The sequence below is a fragment of the Pseudalkalibacillus sp. R45 genome (genome assembly GCF_052246725.1).
Lineage (GTDB): Bacteria > Bacillota > Bacilli > Bacillales > Fictibacillaceae > Pseudalkalibacillus.
The window spans coordinates 440,397-463,095 of sequence record NZ_JBQQCL010000001.1; the positions used below are offsets into that span (position 1 = coordinate 440,397).

Below are 22,699 nucleotides of genomic sequence, written 5' to 3' on the forward strand. Positions count from 1 at the left end.
GGTGATTTTTAAAAATGACTCAAACGCAACCATCTTTTAGAAAAGAGCCTTTAAAAAACAACGCCAACACTTTCTGAATGTGCTGGTCCCAGTAGCCCCATTCATGAGTGCCTGGGAATTCTTCATATTTCACATCCAGCCCGATCTCCCCGCAATGATCTCGAAAACGGAGATTCGCTTCATAAAGGTGATCCTCTGTTCCGCAATTCACATAGAGAAAAGGTTTTGGAGAATCACTCTCCACCAACACTTTTGCCATATGAAAAAGATCATCGCCACTAGCTTCAACTTGACGATTCCCGAATATAGCAGGGAAATCCTTATTAAAATCAGGAATCCGTTCCACTACATCGACAGCTCCTGAAAGACTGGCCGCTGCACGATAGTTTTCTGGAAAATGAAATGCGGTTTTCAATGCGCCATATCCACCCATCGAAAGCCCGGCGATATAATTATCTTCTCGTTTTGAAGAAAGAGGAAACATGGATTGGACCACTTTCGGAAGCTCACGACTCACATAGGTGAAATAGTCATGGCCATATTCCATATCCGTATACCAGCTTCTCCCGACAGCAGGCATGACAACCGCAATCCCATAGGAATCTGCAAATCGCTCGATCGATGTCCGCCTGCTCCAGATTGTATGGTCATCCGAAAGTCCATGCAATAAATAGAGCGTCGGATACGTTTTCCCGAAGTCCGGAACTTCCTCTGACTCCAGCACCCCGACTTGCTGGGGCAAAATCACGGTAATCGAAGTTGAACATTGCAGCGCTTCTGAATAAAAATCGCAAGTAATCCGTGCCATGCTGATCACCCTCGTCCTAACCGATAAACGACAGCTTCATATGGTCGTAAATCGATCTGTTCTGGTGATTTTGGTGAATCGTCATAGTTACTAATTACTATTTCCGCATTGTTAGCAGAAAAACCTTCTCGTAAGGTAAATTTTGGTGTGCCGCCATAAAAATTCGCAACTACCAGTAACGTTTCCTCGCCAAGCCGGCGTACATACACAAAAATCTCGTCATGATCCGCTTCAATCAGTCCATACTCTCCATAGACGATGATCTCATGTACTTTCCGTAATTGAACCAACTTTTTATAATAATGGAAAATCGATTGCTCATCAGCTAAAGCCTTCTCCACATTGATCTCGTTGTAATTCGGGTTCACCTTGATCCATGGCTCACCAGTCGTAAAACCGGCATTCTCCGAGCCATTCCACTGAATCGGAGTCCGGGCATTGTCGCGTCCTTTCGTATAGATCGACTTCATGATTTCCTCATGCGGAGTGCCCTGTTCTGTTTTTTCCTTATATATGTTCAATGTCTCGATGTCGCGGTAATCGTCAAGGTCATCAAAGCGGATATTGGTCATTCCGATTTCTTCACCCTGATAGATGTAAGGTGTGCCTTGCATCATGTGTAAAACCGTCGCAAGCATTTTAGCAGACCTGACGCGATATTCATCATCATTCCCCCAGCAGGAGACGATACGCGGCTGATCATGGTTGTTCCAGTACAAACTGTTCCAGCCCTGCCCGTGAAGTTCAGTCTGCCACTTGCTTAAGACCGCCTTCAACTCTTTGAGCTCCAACGGTTTCAACGCCCATTTCCCCTGACCTTGAACCTCATCTAACGACATATGCTCGAAAGTGAACACCATATCAAGTTCATTCTGTTCCGGGGCTGTATACAACTTTGCTGAATCTGTCGTAGCTGAAGGGGTTTCCCCGACCGTCATTACATCATACTTCGACAATACCTTCTCATTTATTTCCTTCAAATAAGGGTGCAGCAGCGGTCCGTCAGTCAAGATCCCCTTGTCGACTTCTTTCCCAATCAAATCAATGACATCCATCCTGAACCCGCTGATCCCTTTTTCCAGCCAAAAGTTCATCATCTTATGCAGCTCTTTACGGACCTCATCGTTATGAAGATTCAAATCCGGCTGTTTTTTACTGAATAGATGGAAATAATACTGGCCCGTTTCGTCATCATACTCCCAGGCTGGACCGCTGAAAACGGAGTGGATATCACTCGGGGGTCCGTCCTCTCCATCCCGCCAAATGTAGAAATCACGGTATGGATTATCCTTCGATTTCCGGGACTCCTCGAACCACTGGTGTTCATCAGACGTATGATTGATCACAAGGTCCATGATGATTCGTATATTCCGGGCTTTCGCTTCTTCAATCAGCCTCTCCATATCTTCCATCGTCCCGAACTCATCCATGATCCCGTAATAGTCACTGATATCATAGCCATTATCATCATTCGGAGATTTGTAGACCGGACTGAGCCAAATGACATCGATCCCGAGTTCAGCTAAATAATCCAGTTTTTCAATGATCCCGGGGATGTCTCCGATTCCATCCCCGTCTGAATCATAGAAACTACGTGGGTAAATTTGATAGACCGTTGCTGTATGCCACCACTTTTTATCCATAACATCCTCCAACCACTCGAATATTCTCGTCACCGAAAAAGTGGCTGTCCATAAGTGACTGAGTCTCTCCGTACTTAACATCATTTTGAGAAAAATCGTGGTTGTGATACAAAATGTTGTTTGGAGGTGTCTGACACTTTTCTTTGGACAGCCTGCTTTTCCATTTGTACTTATTTAAGCCCTGACATCGTAAATCCTTCCACAATATATTTTTGGAAGAAAGAAAAGATGATGATGATCGGTACAACCATGAACGCAGCACCGGCCATCTGCAATCCATAGTTGCTCGCGTACTGCCCTTGCAGCAGCGACAACCCTACGGATAACGTATAAAGGCTTTCATCATTTGCAATGATCAACGGCCATAAGAAACTGTTCCAGGCACCGATGAACGTAAGAATCCCCTGTACAGCGAAAATCGGTTTCGCGATCGGAATGATCAGCTTAAAGAAGATATAAAACTCTCCTGCTCCGTCCAAACGAGCTGCTTCAATCAGATCCGTCGGAATCGTCGTCATGAACTGCCTGAACAAGAAGATACTGAATGCAGCCGCCAATCCTGGCAGCACGATCCCAGTCATCGTATTCGTCAGTCCCATTTCATTCAGGATCAAATAAACGGGAATCATCGTTACCTGTGCTGGAATCATCATTGTCGCAAGCACAAGGTAAAAGACAGGCTCACGACCTTTGAATTTGTATTTTGCAAACCCATAACCCGCCATCGCATTGAACAAGAGACCCACAAAGGACATCACGACAATGATGATCGTATTTTTCAGATAGACTCCGAAATTAAGCCGTTCGAACAAATTGATGTAGTTTTCAAGAGTCGGGTTCTCAGGGAACAGTGTTGGCGGAAACAGCAGCACTTCTCCGTTCGGTTTGAATGAACTCATGATCATCCAGAAAAACGGGATGGATACGAGAACACCACCTACGATAAGAAGGATACTGACGATTGTCTTTTCAATTTTCCGATTGATTGTATTTGATTCCATATGAGCCACCCCGATCTAATACTCTGTGTCAGATTTTCGGATTTTGAACTGGACAAGTGTCACGACGATGATGAAAACGAACAAGATGAATGATCCAGCTGCCGCGTAACCGAATTCACTGAATTGGAAGCCTTCCTGATAAATAAACAAGGCCATGGAAATCGTTCCGTTCAATGGCCCCCCCTGGGTCATGACGAACGGCTCTTCGAAGAATTGCAGCCAACCAATCAAGGTCGTGATCGTTACGAAGAACGTTGCATAACGCAAGAGCGGGATCGTAATTTGGAAAAGCATTTGAAAACGGTTCGCACCGTCAATTTTTGCCGCTTCATAATACGATTGCGGAATCCCTTGTAATGCTGCAAGGAAAATGATCATATTGATCCCGATTCCTTTCCAGACAGCAAGCACGATCAACGAAAGCTTTGCGATCGTCGGTTCCTCGAGCCAAGGGATTTTATCTGCCTCCAACAGGGACAAGATGTAGTTGAAAAGACCATATTCGGTATTGTATAAGTAACCCCAGATGACTGCTACCGCAATGATATTCGTGATGGAAGGCATGTAGTAGACTCCTCGGAAAAACCTGAACAATAGGTTGGATCCATAGTTTAGGAGCAATGCGATTCCTAATGAACAAACAATAACAAGAGGCACTCCGATGATTGCATAGAATAATGTGTTATAAATTGATTTATGAAAGACTTCGTCTGTGAAGAGTTCTTTATAATTTTCTAGTCCGATATAATTGATATTCGACCAGTTTGCAAGCCCCTTGAGATCAAGGTCTGTAAAACTGATGAAAAAAGCCACGAAAATCGGAACGATGCTGAAGACCAATAGAATCAGGACAGCTGGCCCGATGAACATGAAGGGGTGTCGATCCTGATATAATCGTTTGAAACCATTGCCCATAATAACCCACCTAACTGAACTATACTCATGACGACTGACTTAGACTACAATGAGATGTTTGAGCTTGAGTAGAGGTTGAATACAACTGTTTCATTCCTTCCAGTTTTACCCCTCTACTTCGTAAAAATGGAGTTCAGGCATAAAGGAATGCCTGTAACTCCACTATTTTCTCTAATCAAGTATGATCATCAAATCAATCTTCATTGGACTCGATGACTTTTTGACGATACTTGTCTAGTTCCTTATCGACGTCTGCATCACCGACAGTGACTTTCTCGATTGCATTGAGCAATTCTTGTCCGACAACTTCCCAGTTCTGAATTTGCGGAGAAGCTTTTGCTGTTTTCAATTGCTCACCGAAAACGGAAAGCATTTCGTCTTCCTTAAGGGTCGGATCTTCCCAAGCTTCTACCCTTGAAGGTAACGTGTTAGAAGTTTTAAACCACTCGATTTGCGTATCTACTTCGTTCATGTAAGAAATGAACTTTAGAGATTCTTCCACTTTATCCGAGCTGCTGAAAATGGAGAAGTTCGATCCACCGATACTGGATGCTACCTGCTCTTTTTCAGGCATTGTGGCGATAGCCCATTTCCCTTCTAGATCAGGAGCTTGATCATTCAGGATGTTCACCATCCAAGGACCACTGAAAAACATCGGTTTTACACCATCTTTAAAGGATTGGACGATATCCATTCCTTCTTTAGTGGTACTGATTCCTTCATCAAAATAACTTGTGTAATAGTTGATTGCCTCATCGAATTTTGGACTATCGAGGTTAAGGTTCTTTTTATCCGTGTCAAATTCGAATCCATTTTGCCATGCGAAGATGAATGGCATGATCTGGTCGTTACGATCGATATCCAATCCATAATACTTGTCCCCGCGATCAGCAAGTTTCCCCGCAGCATCTTTCAACTCATCCCACGTTGCTGGCGCTTCATCATAACCTGCTTCTTTTAGTAGATCGGTACGATAGAAGAGTACACGTGTTTCAACATACCAAGGAATACCGACGATCTGATCCTCATATTTCATCGTTTTCGCTGCACCATCAAAGTAATTTTCAGGCTTGAATTCAGGATAATCTTTCATATGTTCCGATAGATCAAGGAGTGCCCCTGCATCAGCGAATTCAGATACCCATGTCGTTCCTAATTGGACAACATCCGGACCTTTTTGAGATGCAACTGCCGTCAAAAGCTTATCGTGTGCGTTTTCCCATGGAATTGCTTGTACCTTTACTTTGATCTCTGGATTTTCTTCTTCAAATTTCTTTGCAATCTCATCTAATTTTTTACCTTCTTCACCCATTGCCCAGACTGAAATAGTGTTGTCATCTTCACCAGATCCATTTGAACAGCCTCCAAGTAAAGCAGAAATGGCTAAAAGAAAAACAAAGAAAAGCGAAACAATCTTCTTGTTCATTTCGAACATTCTCCCTTCTACTCTAATTATTCGTTAATGCTAGTCTTTATAAATAGGAATAAACAAATGCATGAAAAGAAAATTTCATGGCAGCAATAGTGATATTCAACACTTTTGAGCACGAATCTTTCTCTTTTCGTTGAAACGTTTCGACAACTTGATTATAATCAAATGTGAATCCGCTTTCAACATTTATTTTAAAAAACATTAAAAATTTTTAAAAAATTGCTTTAGTATCAACGTTTATTCTTTCATATCAATCGTTTTCAAGCCAAATGAGGCGGATATCTTCATTGACTCCAAAAAAGAAAGCGCTTATAATCCTTGATAACATATATTGAAACGTTTCGAATGCTTTAAATATCAAAGAACTCTCGGGAGGATGAATATGAGCGAACAGCTTACTTCACTTGTAAACAAGATGACGTTAGACGAAAAGATTGCGCAATTGATCCAGTTGGCTACCCCATTTTATAAAGGTGCTTCAAATGAAGGGCAAATCACCGGTCCAATGGCTGAAATGGGTATCACAAAGGATGTCATTATTAATAGTGGTTCCGTATTAGGAGCTTCCGGAGCCAAAACCACTAAAAACATTCAGAAAACCCATTTGAAGGAGAATCGCTTAGGAATTCCGCTATTATTCATGGCCGATATCATCCATGGCTATAAAACTATTTTTCCAGTTCCATTGGCTATCGGGTGTTCGTGGGACTTGAAACTAGCAGAACGAAGCGCAGAAATCGCTGCTAAAGAAGCAGCTGTATCAGGTGTTCATGTCACATTCTCACCTATGGTCGATTTAGTTCGAGATCCTCGCTGGGGCAGAGTCATGGAATCGACTGGAGAAGATCCATTTCTTAATAGTGAATATGCGAAAGCGTTTGTCAGAGGATACCAGGGTGAGGATTTGACGAATGACAAGAATCGTGTTGCAGCTTGTGTAAAACACTTTGCAGCGTACGGAGCTCCGGAAGGCGGTCGTGACTATAATACTGTCGACATGTCCGAAAGACAGCTTCGGGAATATTATTTGCCAGCATACAAAGCTGCACTTGATGAAGGTTGTGAGATGGTCATGACAGCCTTCAATATTTTAGACGGAATCCCTGCAACAGGCAATAAGAAGCTGATGCGGAACATCCTTCGTGGTGAATGGAATTTTGATGGTGTCATGATTTCGGATTGGGGTGCTGTTAAAGAGCAGATCGCTCATGGTTTCGCCGCAGACAAGAAAGATGCTGCTCAGAAGGCACTTACTGCTGGTGTAGACATTGAAATGATGACGACGTGTTATGTCCATCATGCAAAAGAACTTATTGATGAAGGGCTACTAGACGAAGCAGTGGTTGACGAAGCCGTTATAAGAATTTTAGAGCTGAAAGATAAATTAGGATTGTTTGAAAATCCCACCCGTGCTGCGGATGAAGAACTTGAAAAAGAAATTGTCTTTTCTGTTTCACACCGCCAAGCAGCAAGAGAACTCGCATCAAAGTCATCTGTCCTTTTGAAAAATGATGGTGTTCTCCCTCTCCAGAAAGATCAGAAAATCGCTTTGATCGGTCCATTTAGTGAAAACAATGATCTGCTCGGTCCATGGTCTTGGATCGGATCGAAAGAGGATGCGGTGACCTTAAGTGAAGGGATTCAATCGAAAATCGATCCATCGCTCCTTTCCATTGAAAAAGGCAGCGATGTCGAAACCATCACCCAGAGCCAGATCGAAAAGACACTGGAGGCTGCGGCTAACGCTGATGTCGTTGTCCTTGCATTGGGAGAAGATTCAGCGATGAGCGGTGAAGCCAAAAGCCGTGCAGACATCCGATTGCCGCAGGCACAACTTGAGTTGATCAAAGCATTGAAGCCTCTCGGCAAACCGATGGCAGCTGTACTATTCAATGGGCGCCCACTTGATTTGCATGGCGTTGTCGATCAAGCAGATGCCGTCCTGGAAGCATGGTACCCAGGATCAGAAGCTGGATCAGCAGTGGCTGACCTGCTCTATGGAGATGCTGTGCCATCTGGGCGTCTGACAATGTCCTTCCCTTATTCGGTCGGACAGGTTCCCGTCTACTATAATTGCTACAATACTGGACGACCGCAGACAACACCAGATGCGAAAGGCGAATATGTATCCCAATATCTGGACATACCGAATGAGCCTCTCTTCCCATTTGGTTTCGGATTAAGTTACACCACGTTTTCGTACAGTGATGCGTCTTTATCAAGTGACGTGTTGAAGACAGATCGACCGATCCAGTTGACTGTAGATGTTACGAATACCGGAGACGTTAAAGGTGAAGAAGTCGTACAGCTCTATGTACGTGATATCACCGGGGAAGTCGTACGACCTTTGAAAGAATTGAAAGGCTTTGAGAAAGTATCGCTCGAACCAGGGGAAACGAAGACGATCTCTTTTACAATCTCCGAGCAACAACTTCGTTACTATCATCCGGATTTGAGTTTTGAAAGTGATCCGGGAGAGTTTACTGCTTATATCGGACCGAACAGCAGAGATGTAACTGCACATCCTTTTAAACTAGAGAAATAGAGGTGCTATCATTGTCTACTAATTTGCAAACTGATCATAGATTCAAAATCCGTTCAGGAAACCTGCAATTTTCTTTCTTAAATACAGGGGATGTTTTCGAGATCTCCCATCAATCTACACTGATCAATCAAGTTCAGGGGAACCCAATCGACGGTTCCCTTAACAACCTTTACCTTCGGCTTTTTCAATCTGACGAAATTAAAGTCATTCCACTTATCGGCATCCATTCGGACAGCGATCTGGCAGTAGCAGATTCCGCTCTCAAATGGTCAGGTACCTTTGAAAATGTCCGCTATGAGGTCTCCTTCATTTTGACCGATTCAGGGATATGGTTCTGGGACGTTGTATTGGAAGGAGCAGATGTCGAATACGATCTGATTTATGCACAGGATCTCGGATTGGCTGATAAAGGAGCAGTGCGTTCCAATGAAGCTTACATCTCCCAATATACGGATCACACCGTTTATGAGGACGAAAATCGAGGCTATGTCGTCTGCTCCCGTCAAAACCAGCCGATGCAATCCGGTTTCCCATATATCCAACAAGGATCATTGAATAAAGTGACCGGGTTCTCAACAGACGGATTCCAATTTTTCGGCACCTCTTATCGCGAAACGAATGTACCCCAAGCCTTGTCCAAAGAATCACTCGCAAATGAAATTTATCAATATGAATTTGCCTATATCGCTCTGCAATCCGAGCGCAATTCTCTTGAGGGAAAGGACCGAGTCATCTTTTACGGACTCTTTAAGGAAGACCACCCGGAAGCCGTCACATCCCTGGAATTTGAAGAGGAAGTCCTTGATGCCTGGAAAAAGGTTGAAGAAACAGGAGAAACGGAATTCCACGCTGTGGAAAAAATTTCGTTATCCTCAAAGTTCGGTAACCCTTTAAAGACCGTAGAACTGGGTGAAGAAGAGATCCAAGGCCTATACCCCGACCGAAAGCATGAGGAACATCAGGATGGCAAGTTGCTCTCATTCTTTACGGACACCCATGAGCATGTCGTTTTAAAAGAAAAAGAACAACTCGTGGAACGTCCGCATGGGCACATTTTGATGAGCGGCCATAATGACCGATTGACTGAAAATGTCATGACGACCACTTCTTATATGACAGGTGTGTTCAATTCCCAGCTCGTCGTCGGCAACACATCGTTCAATAAAATGTTGACAAATACGCGCAATGCATTGAACATCTTTAAAACATCCGGACAACGACTTTATATCGAAATCGATGGTGCGTATCATCTGCTCGGCATGCCGTCCCTTTTCGAAATCGGCTTCAATTACACCCGTTGGTTTTATAAAACGGAAGATGATCTGATTATCGTGACGAACCATACGACCGTTGACACACCTGAAGTTCGATTGAACGTCCGCTCTGAAAAAGGGAACGCCTATCGTTTCTTGTTGTCCAACCAGGTTACGATGAACAACAATGAATACGAAGTCCCGTTCTCTGTTGAACAACAAGGGGAAACGATTGTTTACAGTGCAGCTGCCAATGCGGACAGTGCAAAGGTATTTCCGGAGCTTTCTTATCGTCTGAAGGTGGAGGGAGCAGAAATCGAGCTCACAGATGAGCAGGTCTTCTCTCCAGCTCTTGAGCCGAAATCCGTTTCTCTAAACGTGTTCGATCTTAGTCCTTCTAGCGATTGGACCATAACGATCCAGGGCTTGCTTCATGGCGAAGAGATGGATTTCATTCAAAAAGATGTGACAGAAGAGATTGAGAAATATCGCAGCTATTATGCTGACGTGATGAACGGTTTCAAGCTATCGTCGACTACGTCTTCCTCCAATCAGATTGAAAAGCTGAACACCCTATCATGGTGGTATACCCATAACATGCTCGTCCACTTTTCCGTTCCGCATGGACTTGAACAATATGGCGGAGCAGCATGGGGAACAAGGGATGTTTGCCAGGGTCCGATCGAATACTTCCTGGCCACACAAAATTATGAATCAGTCCGTGAAATCATCCAGACGGTTTATGCGCATCAATACGAAGATGATGGCAGCTGGCCGCAATGGTTCATGTTCGATAAGTACTTCAAGATCCAGGCGAATGAAAGCCATGGTGATGTCATTGTCTGGCCGTTGAAGGTTGTGAGCGATTACGTCCGTGCTACAGGGGATTTTGAAATTTTAAAAGAAGAGATCCCATATACAGTAAGTGATGGCTTCGATTTCAGCATTGAAAAAGAAACGCTGCTCGAACATATTAAAAAGCAGATCGATTATATCAAAAGCCACTTTCTGCACGATACGTTCTTGTCGTCTTATGACGATGGGGATTGGGATGACACCCTGCAGCCAGCGAACCAGCAATTGAAAAAATACATGGCTAGCAGCTGGACAGTCGCCCTTACTTATCAAGTAATCCACCAGCTATCAAAAGTGCTGGAAAAGGTCGATCATCAGGAAGCGATTGAACTTAAGACACTAGCATTCGGCATTAAAGAAGACTATAACCGATTCATGTTTAAGACAGACGTCCTGCCAGGTTTCCTTTACATGGAGAATAAAAATCAGCCTGAATTGATGATCCACCCGACAGACACGAAAACCGGAATCGACTATCGGTTGATTCCGATGAATCGAAGCATCATCAGCGAGCTTTTCACACCAGAGCAAGCGCAGTCCCATTATGAATTGATCAAAGAGCACCTCTATTGCCCTGACGGTGTCCGCTTGATGAACCGTCCAGCCAACTATGCAGGTGGAGTCAGCACTCATTTCAAACGTGCAGAACAAGCCGCGAACTTTGGACGTGAAATCGGTTTGCAATACGTCCATGCGCATATCCGTTTTGTAGAGGCGATGGCGAAGCTCGGTCGCGGGGATGAGGTTTGGAAAGGGCTTGAAATCATCAACCCGATCGGATTGAAGGATGTCGTACCGAATGCGGAAATGCGTCAGAGCAATACGTACTTCAGCAGTTCGGACGGTAAATTCAATACCCGCTATGAAGCTCAGGACCGCTTTGATGAACTTCGTAAAGGCACCGTTCCAGTAAAAGGTGGATGGCGCATCTATTCAAGCGGTCCTGGAATCTATATGAATCAATTAATCTCGAATGCTCTCGGGATCCGTATTGAAGATGGCCGTTTGATCATTGACCCTGTTCTATCGGATGACCTGGACGGACTGAGGTTCGAATTCCGAATGATCGGGTTGCCGGTCACCTTCGTGTATTCTCTTTCTGATAACCACAAGTTTGTTGAGGTTAATGGAGAAAAAGTTGAATATATCCCTTGTACAAACCGTTATCGTGAAGGTGGCTTTTCAATCAAGCTAGACGATCTTGAAAAACTCCTTGACCGTGATGGAAATCTGATAAAAGTCTCGATTTAACAGAAAGGTTCAAAAACGGCATTCACAGACTGTATTGCAAGACAAATTTGCACATTTTTCACTGACAGATTCCATATAAATTCACAAGAAAAAGAGCTCGATTTTGAGCTCTTTTTACGTTTTTATGGCGAGGTCTTACTCCATTAAAGCCCCCTTTTCTATAAGACTTGATTTCGAGATAATTGAAGCATATTTTAAACTAACGCACCCGTTAGTTATACATAAAGATCTACACAATAATTGCATATACAATAAGTGATTATTTCTTACCTTTAAGTTCTAAAAGTATAGGTGCTATATTTAGTAAGATAGAAACAATTGTCAAAAACCATAATGCCCTTACCATACCAGGTACTACATCCGATAAAGCTGCCCAATCTTCCACTTTTACCCACCGAGATACAAGACTGTATTCTGCACAAAGTGTTAATGCTGTAAATGATAATCCCATCGCCATAGCAAGCTTATAATCCTTTCCTGCTTTATACATATAAAGATTTATAAAAGTAGCTACTATTGCAATAACCCCAAATATTATAAATAACATTACTAACCTCCATATATTTTTATTTATGTCCTGTAATAATACTAATGTGCTTCATCTCAATTTTTTGCATTAGGGGCACTTTCTTATTAAAGAAATGCCCCCGTTAGAAGAATATAAGAAATGTTCTTCGAAAATTTATTATAAGAGTATGGAATAAGTGGGCTCATCAAATGTCAAAATATTATCTTCCGTAAAGCCTACTTTTAAATAAAATTTCCTCCCAGCTTCATTTTCTGGATGAACAGTTAAACGTATACGGTTACAAGCAGGATTATTTTGTTTGATCTGTCTCATCAATTCTTGAAATGCTTTTAAACCTAATCCGTTTCTTTGAAATTTTTTATCTATGAAAAAATGAAAAATCCAATAATCGTCTGTACTATTAGGTGTATAATGCAAATTAAAAAATCCTACCATCTTTTTTTGATAATAAACCCCGTATGGTTCAACCTTTTTTCCACCAGGTCTTATGTATGCTTTAGCAAGTGCAATAGCAACTGGAGGATTAACTGAAGCAACAAATTTCTGTTGTACTTCGTGTACGGATAATTCAAGTGCTTCTCTCCAATTGTCAGAGGTAATAATTTGTAATGTTATATTTGACATCCTATTCTCACCTCAATACTTATTATTTTATTTCACTAACCTTCTACTTTACTTAATAACAAAAGAGGATTATCCGTCTTAAAGACATGCCCTCTATAATAGAATAACAAGCGCATTCCAATGCTTTAGATTTACGACCGTTAACGGAAGATTAAAAATGCTGCTTCGATTATTTACTAAGCATCCCTTTCCTCAAAGATGGTCAAGCTCATGCAAAATAATTTTGTTTTGTCTTTCTTATTTCATAGATATTATTGAAGCTCAAAAACACACCAAGACTAAATAACAAACTACCTGTTATCCAATACAATACAGATATATTGAAGATTTCACTTAACATATAACCAAGGGCAGGTCCAATGGCGGCACCCACATCAACCACTACAGTATAAGTGGTCATTATTGCAACTTTGTAGGATTTGGATGCAACGTCAGTAGCAAATGAATCTGTAATCGTTGCAATCATCGTCCAGGTAAGCTGAAGAAAAAGTAATACCACAAACCATACGATCAACGGTAACCTGAATGGAAGGATCACAAACCATACTGCTCCAAGAAAAAGAGCAGTGATAAGAAAGGACGTTCTTCCAGAATGTTGATCCGATAGTTGACCAATACGTGGTGCAAGAATAGGATCCCAACTCCAACGTATAGCTTGTATTATTCCTGCAAGTGTTGCAGAACCGAATACGATCCCGAATAGACTGAAGGATTCAGAATAATTGAGTTCAATTAACCGACTCAATGTTGACATATATATTCCAAAAAACACCATAGACATAAGCAGTCCGGAGATCATAACTGGAATCATATTTTTCTGTTTCCAAACTTGCTTATAAGCGCCAATACTGGATGTAACTCTCTTATTATCACTGAAATTATTAGGAATATAGCGAATTACAAAAGGTATGCTGAGAAGTGCAGCCGCACCAAAAATAAGTGTCATTGCTCCAATCCCGATTACATCGGCTAAAATTCCCCCTGCAAGCATACCGGTTAGTCCACCCAACCCCCACAATCCGTTGTACTTTCCAATTAGGAATCCTCGGTTATGTTGATCGGCAACTTGCAAGACTGTGAGAAACCCGCCAAGACGTAAGAAAGCCCATGCTACGCCCCATAAGCACCTCGAAAAACACAATAGCCAAAAACCACTTAAATAACCATAAGAACATGTTGTGATCCCAGCCAGACCAACTGCAATAAGTACGCCTGTTCGTTTACTGATGCGGTGGTAAAGCCAGCCTACGAATGGATTGAGTGGCAGTCTTACAAACCGATTGATAGATAATAAGACGCCAACTTGCCAGAGAGAAGTTAGTCCGAAACTTTCCCAGTAGATCGGGAGAACAATATAAAGCATAGTATCACCGAGCAAACAAACAGCAGTAATCAGGGCGATTACGATAACTGGCTTTTCCGCATCTGTTCTCATTATAGATCGATCACGACAGATGCTTTATCCAATTCTTCAACGAAGTTGTTTCCTAACCAATCGTAGACATACCCAAATGGTTGACATATAACCTTCTTGCCATGATGCTCAACAACACCGTGGCGTTTATGTGTGTGCCCAAATACAACATAGTCAACATTTTGATATCTATCTACCAATTCGCCAACCTGATTGCTGCCCATATATGCTTGACAAAAATTCATTTTTTCGTCATCAGCGTACCACGTGAGGAATTCTTTATACGGAATGAAATGATTGATAAACATTACAGGGTTATCTTTATGTTCTTCCAGTTGAAGTCGCCAATTTTTTATCATTTTGTTTAAAATCTCTTCATCGTCCGTTTCCCACCGAGCATAGAGCCCATCCTTCCAAACGTGTTTTTTCTCTTCTTTAAATTTGATGTGTGGCACATGTTGTAACCCAAATGAATAATCGTACCACCCCATATCGCCAATCACAGTATGCCTACCAATTTGTATAGGTTTATTAAGATAACAGGGGTGTTTATACATCAAATCATAGCTGCTCCAAGAGTTCTCCTTATGATCCTTAGGTACCCACACATCGTGATTTCCAGCTACAAAGTATACTTCCTTGTTGGTTTCACTTTGAATTCTTTCAACAAGTTGGATACCGTCTAACGCATCTCCTGCCAAATCACCGGCAATGAAAACTACATCGCAGGACTTTTTGTTCAACCAGTTGATGAATTCCAAAGTTACACTTCTTCCTAATAATTGTTCATTAATATCCAAATGTAAATCAGACATGATTAGAGCCTTCATTAACTATTCACCTCAATAATATGGGTTAGAATAAGTATATAGGCTACTTCGGTTTAAAAATAATATATATTTTTAATAGATTTATCAATAATATTGATGATTTTAACAAAAACTGTTTCAGCAATATTATAAGGTGTTTGCTAACTCATCTTTTATCAGTGAAATAAAGTTGGCTGTGGTTGTTGAATGTTTTTCATTACTCCTCGTACAAAGTCTTATCGGATGCTTAATAACAACATCTTTTACAAAAACCCTTCCAAGCTTACCGCTAAACAGGTCATTTTTCACTGCAAGTGCAGAAACGAGTGCAGCACCATAGCCAGCTTTTACAGCTTCAATAGATTCTCTCAACCCCTCGATTTGAATGACTGATTTCGGCTTATCAAGGTTAGCTGCTTCACATAAATTCATGACATTTCTTCTTGTAGCACTTCCCTTTTCACGTAAAATAAACGGTTCCCTCATAAGCTCCTCGAGTGAAACTTCTTTTCCTGCCAATCGATGTTCGCCCGGCACAATAAAAATAAGCTCATCGTCAAGCAGTGTGTGTGATTCAACACCTTCTCCCAGCTGTTCACTATAAACGAAAGCTACATGTACGGAATAGTCTAGTAGCCGTTCAAAGGTCAAATCAGAGTTTCCTTTATACAGCTGAACATCTACTGAAGGGTATTTTTGCTTAAACTTCACAATCCAATGTGGTAGGACTGTACTCGCAGGTAATTGGGTTGAACATATACGCAAACTTCCTCGTTTTCCAGTTGAAAAATCATCCATTATTGATTCAATCTCAGCTTCAAGGGCGAAGAGACGTTTTGAATGAGTAGCAAGTAATTCACCCGCCTCAGTTAATTGAATGGACCGTCCTTTAGAGGTAATTAACTTCATTCCCATTTCTTGTTCTAATTTACGGAGTTGGGCTGTTACAGCAGGCTGGCTAATTAAGAGGCTTTCTGCTGTGCGTGTAACGCTGCCAATTTTAGCTACTTGCGTGAATATACGTAACGCATAAAGTGACTCTCCAATCATAAATAATATTGATGATTAAGCAATAAATATATATTGGATTTATTAAATAATTTCCTTTATTTTAGAGTAAGAACCTACTATTCGTAAAGAAAGGAGCAAGACATGAAACAAACAAAGGACTTATTAAGGAACTTGAAAGCTTTAACCGGTCCTTTTCCGGATTTTCAATTCAATAATATACCTAACAACCCGTCCGAATTATTCCTGGAATGGCTATACATTGCGATTGAGAAAGGTGTTCCTGAACCTCATGCGATGACTTTATCCACTGTTGACGAGATAGGTGCACCTGATGCAAGAGTTTTAATTTTAAAAAATGTAACCTGTAATAGATGGTATTTTGCAACATCGGCCACAAGCAGAAAAGGAGAACAATTGAAATTAAACCCAAAAGTCGCATTAACGTTCTATTGGTCGGAAATTGGCAGACAAGTTCGGGTACGTGGAGTGGCTTCTGTAATGCCACCAGAAGCATGCTCAAAAGATTTCTTGGAAAGGTCGAGTGGGGCCAGGGCACTAGCTTTAGTTGGTTACCAAAGTAAAGAAATGATGCAACGTCAGATGTTAGAAGATGCTTTATTGAAAGCGAAGGAATTGGTAAAAGAAGTACCCGATACTGTAAGCCCTACTTGGAAGTTGTACACAGTCGATCCAGACGAAGTTGAATTCTGGCAAGGGGATCCAGACCGAAAACACATCAGGGTACAATATCAGCGTAATGGAGAAAGTTGGGGACATCGTTTGTTGTGGCCTTGAGTAACAAAAACCAGTTGATTTAAAAAAGGTATAATTACAACTAACTTGAATGCTCTGTTAAACAAATTTCTTATTCTACAAACTAGTCCTTTTGTGAATTACATATAAGAACCTCTTATTCCCGATAACTGCCCTTATCTTGAATAACGCTCATCAATGTTTCAGACCCATATTTTAACATATTTTTTCTGTTAATTTGTTCACTCCTAATAACACAAAGCAATTCAGGGAAGAAACACATCCACTACATAAGTTAATTCACTCTGTAAAACATGAAAAACACAGGTGATTTCGTACGCCACCTGCGCTTTTTATGTGTAAATTGTACTATGTGTACTTCAAAAGAGAATCCGTTGAGACACTGCCTTCCAATCTTACTAAGCTCTCAAATTATCCATGGCTTTTGGAAAGTTTTCTTTATTTTTCCGAAGTGCTTCTCTCGCTTTTTCATAGGGAATTTGGAACATGATCATGAGAATCGCCGCCCGTGCATCTCCTTTTGCCGCGTTGCTATATTTCTGTGCAGTTTTTTTATCCACCCCAGTCACCTCTTGGATGATGTGGACGACTCGATGCCTCAGTTTTTCATTGGTCGCCTGCACATTCACCATCAGGTTTCCATACACTTTTCCGAGTTTGATCATGACAGTCGTGGAAAACATATTCAAGACCATTTTTTGCGCAGTACCGGCCTTTAATCTGGTCGATCCCGTCACCACTTCCGGACCAACCAAAATCTCGATCGGATACCGAACGCTCCGACTTAATTCCGCATTTGGATTGCAAGACAACCCTACGGTCAACGCACCGATTTGTGCAGCTTTTCTGACGCCCCCAATCACATACGGGGTTCTGCCGCTGGAAGTGATCCCAACAACAGCATCCTTTTCTGTAACGACAGCCTCTACATCATTCCTGCCTGCCATTTCATTATCTTCTGCATTCTCAATCGCTGTCCTGAGGGCTTGGTCTCCGCCAGCAATGATCCCATTGACTAAATCATCAGCAACGCCAAAGGTAGGCGGACATTCCGAAGCATCCAGTATTCCCAGTCGACCACTTGTCCCGGCTCCGATATAGTATAATCTACCTCCTCTATCCATCACTTCAACTATTTTTTCAATGGCTTTTGTGATTTGAGGTATGCTTCTCTCCACAGAATCGGCAACAGTTTTATCTTCACGATTCATGACCTGGATTATTTCTTGGACAGAAAAGGTATCCAGTTTTTCTGATTCCTTATTCCGTTGTTCTGTTATCATGTTTTTGTTGATCATAACTGTCCTCCTGTCGCCCTATCCATACTTACCGCCCTTGCAGATCATGTTTTTCTTTATTAAAAAGGCTGTTTTCGGAAATCTTGTTGCTCTTGAAAGTAGTTGATTTCCGCTCCAGGATACTCGCTTTCCGCGGGGCGTGCGGTGAGCCCACTCGTCGCCTGGCGACATGGAATGGTCTCACCTGTCCCGCTGATCCCGCAGGAGTCTCGCACCTTGCTCTCCAATCAACTTGTCCAAGGTAGTTCATTACCAAAATGCCCCTAAAGCAACAATTTTTAAGAAAAGAACTATTAAAAAAGACTTTAATAGTGAACGTTTTTATTTGACCGCTCCTGCTGTCAAGCCTTCCATGAATTGTTTGGAAGCGATAAAAAACAGGACGATCATCGGTAAAGAAGAGAGCGTCAATCCTGCGAATAACGCTCCCCAATCCGCAGAATATTCACCGAATAGCGAAAGCATCCCGACCGGAATCGTCTTCTTCATTTCATCAGTAATAAATACTAATGGGAAAAAGAAATCATTCCACGATTGGATGAAATTGATGATCATCACAGTACCAAGCGCAGGTCTCATGATCGGGAGCAACACATGCCAGAAAACCTTGATATCTGTCGCCCCATCCATACGGGCTGCTTCTTCCAACTCTTTAGGCATGGTTCGGAAAAAACCGGTCAAAATCAAGATGGATAACGGTATGCCAGTTGCTGTATAAAGGAACACGAGCGACCAAAGGGAATTGATGAGACTCAAATCCTTCATCAGCATGAACAAAGGGACGATCCCCAATTTGATCGGAATCATCATACCGATCAAGAAAAAAAAGAACAAATAGTTATTCCACCAGAATGAATATCTGGCAATGTAAAAAGCTGCGAGCGACCCGAACAATAAAATGAAGAGCACCGATACCGTACTGACAAAAACACTGTTCCAGAAGAAGGTGAAGAACGGTATTTGTTCAAGGAGCTTTTGATAGGGTTCGAGACTGAAAGATTTCGGAATCGACAACGGATTTTTGAAAAGTTCAGCATTCGTCTTGAAGGAAGAATAAACCATCAACAGGATGGGGTACACACTGATCACCGCAAAGACGAATGCGATTAAATAATAGATGGATCTGGATGCGATATGGTTTTTCATATTCTCCCCTCCTAGAACAGTAGATTTATAGAATCCAGAGCGAACACAGCTGACAACGAAGCTCGACGGTTATCACAAATCTACAACTTACATTTGGACCTCACGCCTCCGCAACACAAACAAAAACAACGCCGAAATTGTCGCAATGATCATGAACAGGACGACTGCCAATGCTGAACCTAAACCGATTGCTGCTGAATTTGCTCCTCCTGAACCGAATGCTAGTCTATAGAAATAGACGGCTAATGTATCCGTGGAATAATACGGTTCACCCATTGAGCCTTGCATCGCATAGACGAGCTCGAATGCTTCAAATGCATGGATGAAAGTCAGTACGGTCATGATAGTGATCGATGGGATCATCAATGGCAGAATGATTTTTCGGATCAACTTGAATCCAGTCGCTCCATCCAGCCGAGCAGCCTCGATCAGATCATTCGGAATTCCCTGTAAACCTGCTAGGAAAATCAACACTGCAAACCCGAGACCAAACCACGAGTTTACGAGAATGATTGCGATGAGAGCAGTGTCAGGGTCACCGAGCCAAGCCTTGGCCCAGCTTTCCAGCCCTATCTTTTCCAAAAAGACATTCAGGGCACCGAAGTTCGGGTTTAGAATCAGCTTCCATAAAAAGCCTACGATAATGACCGATAGTAAGCGGGGTAAAAAATAAGCAGCCTTGAAAAACTCCGCGAATCTGATTTTTTTATAAATGATATAGGCGAGCATGAAGGCGATCCCATTTTGTACGACCATCTCTAATAGAAAGTAGATGATGTTATTTTCAAATGCATTCCAGAACATACTGTTGAAAGGTTCTCTAGTAAAGAGAGCGATGAAATTCTCGATCCCGATGAATGCTCCCCTTCTGATCCCCTGCCAATCAAAAAGGCTATACGAAAAGGCAGCGAACAACGGATAAATGATGAAAGTAACATATATAGCGAGGGCGGGGATCGGAAAAAGATGGATGATCATCTTTCTCCAATCCTTCTTACTCTTAGGTTTTGTCGGTATATTCGTTTTCGTTTCGAGCTCCATCGATCCTCGCCCCCTTAAAGAAATATTGGCAAAGCAAAGCCTTAGCGTAGGCTGAGTCTTATTTGCCCTTAATTGAAGAAAGTATTTATACTTTCTTTAAATGTTATTCAGTCATCATTTATTGAAATGGGTCGAAATACGTTTCAGCGTTTCCTTGCAGCTTTTCAGCAACATCTTCAGGTGATTGTTTTCCGAGATACATCCCTTGAAGTTCAGTCTCAAGTGTCGCCTTTGTTGTCGGATTTCCTTTGTTAAAATGAACGAGCATCATGTAAGGGGTAGAATTCGTATTGGATGCTTCTGCCATCGCAGTGACCAGTTCATCTTCTGTTTGGACTCCTGGAACTGCAGGGATCCGCGCCAACTCATCCGAAAATAGTTTTGCAAATTTTTCTGTTGTCATGAACTCCAGAAATTTCTTCGCATCTTCTTTATTTTTCGAATTGGCATTGATTCCATAGGATCCATCCACCCAGGTTGTCATGGTAGGTTCATTTCCTTCAGCAGATGGCATCGGGAAGAAGCCAAGCTCCAACTCAGGATTCATTTCACGAAGCACCTCGATTTCCCAGCTTCCTAATGGGAACATGGCAGCTTCTTCCGTAAAGAAAAGCGTACGGATATCTTCCATCCCGAGACCTTCGTAATTATCCGGGAAGTATTTCTTCAACTCATCCATTGCATCAAGTGAAGAAACAAATTCATCGCTCGTGAAGGTTTTATCCCCTGAGGTGATTTGTTCAACGAATTCGCCAGCTCCATAATGTGCTGGACCGACAATCGCATGAGCTAACGACAATAGCCAGCCCTCTTTCGTTCCGAGTGCGATCGGTGTGACACCTTCTGATTTCAGCTTTTCGTTCAGATCGATGAACTCATCCCATGTTTTCGGCTCTTCTAGGCCATGCTCCTTGAAAATTTTCTTGTTGTAGAACATTTGCGCAGAATTCAGTGACAGAGGGACACCATAGATTTTGCCGTCTTCAGATGTCGCAGCAGAAATCGTATCATCTGTAAATGTATCGATGCCCTCTAGATCATCAAGCGGCTCAAGGTATCCTGCTTTCGCAAGTTCCATTCCAGGTGCGTAAGGACGGAGCTGGATGATATCCGGCCCTTCACCACTTTGTAAGGCCGTGTTGAGAATCGTATCGTATTCCGTATTTTTTGAAGGCTTGAATTCGATCTTGATGTCTGGATGTTCTTCATTAAACGCCTCGATGATTTTGTCATAGGCAGCCTTATCTTCCGTTCTCCAGCTTCCTATTGTCAGGATGTCGCCACCGGAGTCATCCCCATTGCTATCGGAGTCGCTTCCGCCTGTACTATTGCACCCTGCAAGTGCAAGGGACAAAAGTAAGAGCACCCCAAGAAACAAACTGAACCACCGTTTCATCACATTGAACCCCTCCTGTTAAAATGTTTATTTTTGCTAATCAGCAAAATTTTTACATACCCCACCAAGTGAATGACTACGACTCATCGATCCATTTGCTTTGATACTTGCACCGCTTTTCTTGTCCTTTCGAGTGCATCAATGCTTTCATCATATTTCCTGCTCGTCATCCCGATATATAAAATATCGATCACATTCAACTGTGAGATCCGGGAACTCATTGCTCCACTTCGGATACTCTGCTCCAATGAACTTGTGAACAGATTGATATCCGTCAAGTCCGCTACAGGATTGCTCCCGAATTTCGTCAGTGAAATCGTTTTAGCTCCCTTTTCTTTTGCGATCTTCAAGGATTCAATCACATCTTTTGTCCTTCCAGAATAAGAAATGCCGAATGCAACATCTGCTTCTGTCAAATTTGCACTGATCGTCCCCTGTGTATCAAAGTCGAACGCCGCTTCACACCAACGATTGATCCTTGTCAGTTTCTGCTTGAAATCCTGTGCAATGACTGCCGAAGCCCCGATGCCGTATATAGCAATTTTCCTGGCTTTGCTCAATACGTCCACCGCCACTTCAACCTGTTCAGGAGTAAGAACTGAAAGGGTATCATTGATAGATTGGATGTTGTTATGTGAAATCGTCCCGATCATAGAAGCGATCGAACCATTCGTCGGTATTTCCTGATAGGAATGGTTATTGTTATTGAATTGGGCAAGATCACCTGCAATCCTCAGTTTCAATTCCTGAAATCCTTTATAGCTGAGGGCTCTTGAAAGGCGGATGATCGTCGCTTCACTGACTTGTGTCCTTTTCGCAAGCTTCTGGACGGATAAGTTCACCACTTCACCAGGGTTGGTCAAAATGTATTCAGCCACTTTCCGTTCAGAGGGCTTCAAGGAAGGCATACATTCTTGGATGCTGATTAATCCACCATTTAACATCAAACCGATC

General features: G+C 42.2%; 18 protein-coding genes. 3 read left to right on the forward strand and 15 right to left on the reverse strand.

All coding sequences use genetic code 11. From position 1 onward, the window contains the following. Nucleotides 1-19 precede the first annotated feature (19 nt). From ACTWQL_RS02325 to ACTWQL_RS02345, 5 genes are all read right to left on the reverse strand, one after another. Nucleotides 20-808: an alpha/beta hydrolase gene (locus ACTWQL_RS02325; protein WP_443140817.1), complete on the reverse strand. Its 789-nt coding sequence runs from the start codon at nt 806-808 to the stop codon at nt 20-22. 5 nt (nt 809-813) lie between these two features. Continuing rightward, entirely contained in the window at nt 814-2,451 is a 1,638-nt protein-coding gene (locus tag ACTWQL_RS02330; RefSeq protein WP_443140818.1) for a glycoside hydrolase family 13 protein, read from the reverse strand. Between the two features lie 170 nt (nt 2,452-2,621). Further along, a complete protein-coding gene (locus ACTWQL_RS02335) occupies nt 2,622-3,452 on the reverse strand; it encodes a carbohydrate ABC transporter permease (RefSeq protein ID WP_443140819.1) in 831 nt (276 codons plus the stop codon). A 15-nt stretch (nt 3,453-3,467) separates the two neighbouring features. Next, nucleotides 3,468-4,367, reverse strand: a complete 900-nt coding sequence (locus tag ACTWQL_RS02340; RefSeq protein WP_443140820.1) for a carbohydrate ABC transporter permease — start codon at nt 4,365-4,367, stop codon at nt 3,468-3,470. A 193-nt stretch (nt 4,368-4,560) separates the two neighbouring features. Further along, nucleotides 4,561-5,793: an extracellular solute-binding protein gene (locus ACTWQL_RS02345; RefSeq protein WP_443140821.1), complete on the reverse strand. Its 1,233-nt coding sequence runs from the start codon at nt 5,791-5,793 to the stop codon at nt 4,561-4,563. Between the two features lie 388 nt (nt 5,794-6,181). On the opposite strand from ACTWQL_RS02345, the gene bglX reads away from it, so the two are divergent. Together bglX and ACTWQL_RS02355 are read left to right on the forward strand one after the other, a co-directional pair. Further along, nucleotides 6,182-8,344: a beta-glucosidase BglX gene (gene bglX, locus ACTWQL_RS02350; protein ID WP_443140822.1), complete on the forward strand. Its 2,163-nt coding sequence runs from the start codon at nt 6,182-6,184 to the stop codon at nt 8,342-8,344. A gap of 11 nt (nt 8,345-8,355) precedes the next feature. Next, the gene (locus ACTWQL_RS02355; protein WP_443140823.1) at nt 8,356-11,703 is read left to right on the forward strand and encodes a GH36-type glycosyl hydrolase domain-containing protein; all 3,348 of its coding nucleotides are present in this window, start codon (nt 8,356-8,358) and stop codon (nt 11,701-11,703) included. A gap of 259 nt (nt 11,704-11,962) precedes the next feature. Here the strand turns inward: ACTWQL_RS02355 and ACTWQL_RS02360 are convergent, their stop codons facing one another. From ACTWQL_RS02360 to ACTWQL_RS02380, 5 genes are all read right to left on the reverse strand, one after another. After that, nucleotides 11,963-12,250, reverse strand: coding sequence for a hypothetical protein (locus ACTWQL_RS02360; protein WP_443140824.1), 288 nt, complete (start codon nt 12,248-12,250; stop codon nt 11,963-11,965). Nucleotides 12,251-12,388: 138 nt separating this feature from the next. Then, nucleotides 12,389-12,856, reverse strand: a complete 468-nt coding sequence (locus ACTWQL_RS02365) for a GNAT family N-acetyltransferase (RefSeq protein WP_443140825.1) — start codon at nt 12,854-12,856, stop codon at nt 12,389-12,391. Nucleotides 12,857-13,064: 208 nt separating this feature from the next. Beyond that, nucleotides 13,065-14,291, reverse strand: a complete 1,227-nt coding sequence (locus ACTWQL_RS02370; protein WP_443140826.1) for an MFS transporter — start codon at nt 14,289-14,291, stop codon at nt 13,065-13,067. Further along, on the reverse strand, nt 14,291-15,100 hold the full coding sequence (locus ACTWQL_RS02375) for a metallophosphoesterase (RefSeq protein WP_443140827.1): 810 nt from the start codon (nt 15,098-15,100) through the stop codon (nt 14,291-14,293). The genes ACTWQL_RS02370 and ACTWQL_RS02375 overlap by 1 nt, the downstream gene beginning before the upstream one ends. Nucleotides 15,101-15,226: 126 nt before the next feature. Beyond that, complete coding sequence (locus tag ACTWQL_RS02380; protein WP_443140828.1) at nt 15,227-16,129, reverse strand: LysR substrate-binding domain-containing protein; 903 nt, start codon at nt 16,127-16,129, stop codon at nt 15,227-15,229. A gap of 102 nt (nt 16,130-16,231) precedes the next feature. Here ACTWQL_RS02380 and ACTWQL_RS02385 point away from each other — a divergent pair, with 102 nt between their 5' ends. Continuing rightward, on the forward strand, nt 16,232-16,885 hold the full coding sequence (locus ACTWQL_RS02385) for a pyridoxine/pyridoxamine 5'-phosphate oxidase (protein WP_443140829.1): 654 nt from the start codon (nt 16,232-16,234) through the stop codon (nt 16,883-16,885). 377 nt (nt 16,886-17,262) lie between these two features. On the opposite strand, the gene murQ is transcribed toward ACTWQL_RS02385, so the two are convergent. The 5 genes from murQ to ACTWQL_RS02410 form a co-directional block, all read right to left on the reverse strand. Continuing rightward, on the reverse strand, nt 17,263-18,162 hold the full coding sequence (gene murQ, locus ACTWQL_RS02390) for an N-acetylmuramic acid 6-phosphate etherase (RefSeq protein WP_443140830.1): 900 nt from the start codon (nt 18,160-18,162) through the stop codon (nt 17,263-17,265). 321 nt (nt 18,163-18,483) lie between these two features. Beyond that, the gene (locus ACTWQL_RS02395; RefSeq protein ID WP_443140831.1) at nt 18,484-19,308 is read right to left on the reverse strand and encodes a carbohydrate ABC transporter permease; all 825 of its coding nucleotides are present in this window, start codon (nt 19,306-19,308) and stop codon (nt 18,484-18,486) included. 87 nt (nt 19,309-19,395) lie between these two features. Beyond that, the gene (locus tag ACTWQL_RS02400; RefSeq protein WP_443140832.1) at nt 19,396-20,349 is read right to left on the reverse strand and encodes a carbohydrate ABC transporter permease; all 954 of its coding nucleotides are present in this window, start codon (nt 20,347-20,349) and stop codon (nt 19,396-19,398) included. 118 nt (nt 20,350-20,467) lie between these two features. Further along, a complete protein-coding gene (locus ACTWQL_RS02405; protein WP_443141447.1) occupies nt 20,468-21,745 on the reverse strand; it encodes an ABC transporter substrate-binding protein in 1,278 nt (425 codons plus the stop codon). A gap of 83 nt (nt 21,746-21,828) precedes the next feature. After that, a complete protein-coding gene (locus ACTWQL_RS02410) occupies nt 21,829-22,689 on the reverse strand; it encodes a MurR/RpiR family transcriptional regulator (RefSeq protein ID WP_443140833.1) in 861 nt (286 codons plus the stop codon). Nucleotides 22,690-22,699: the final 10 nt, after the last annotated feature.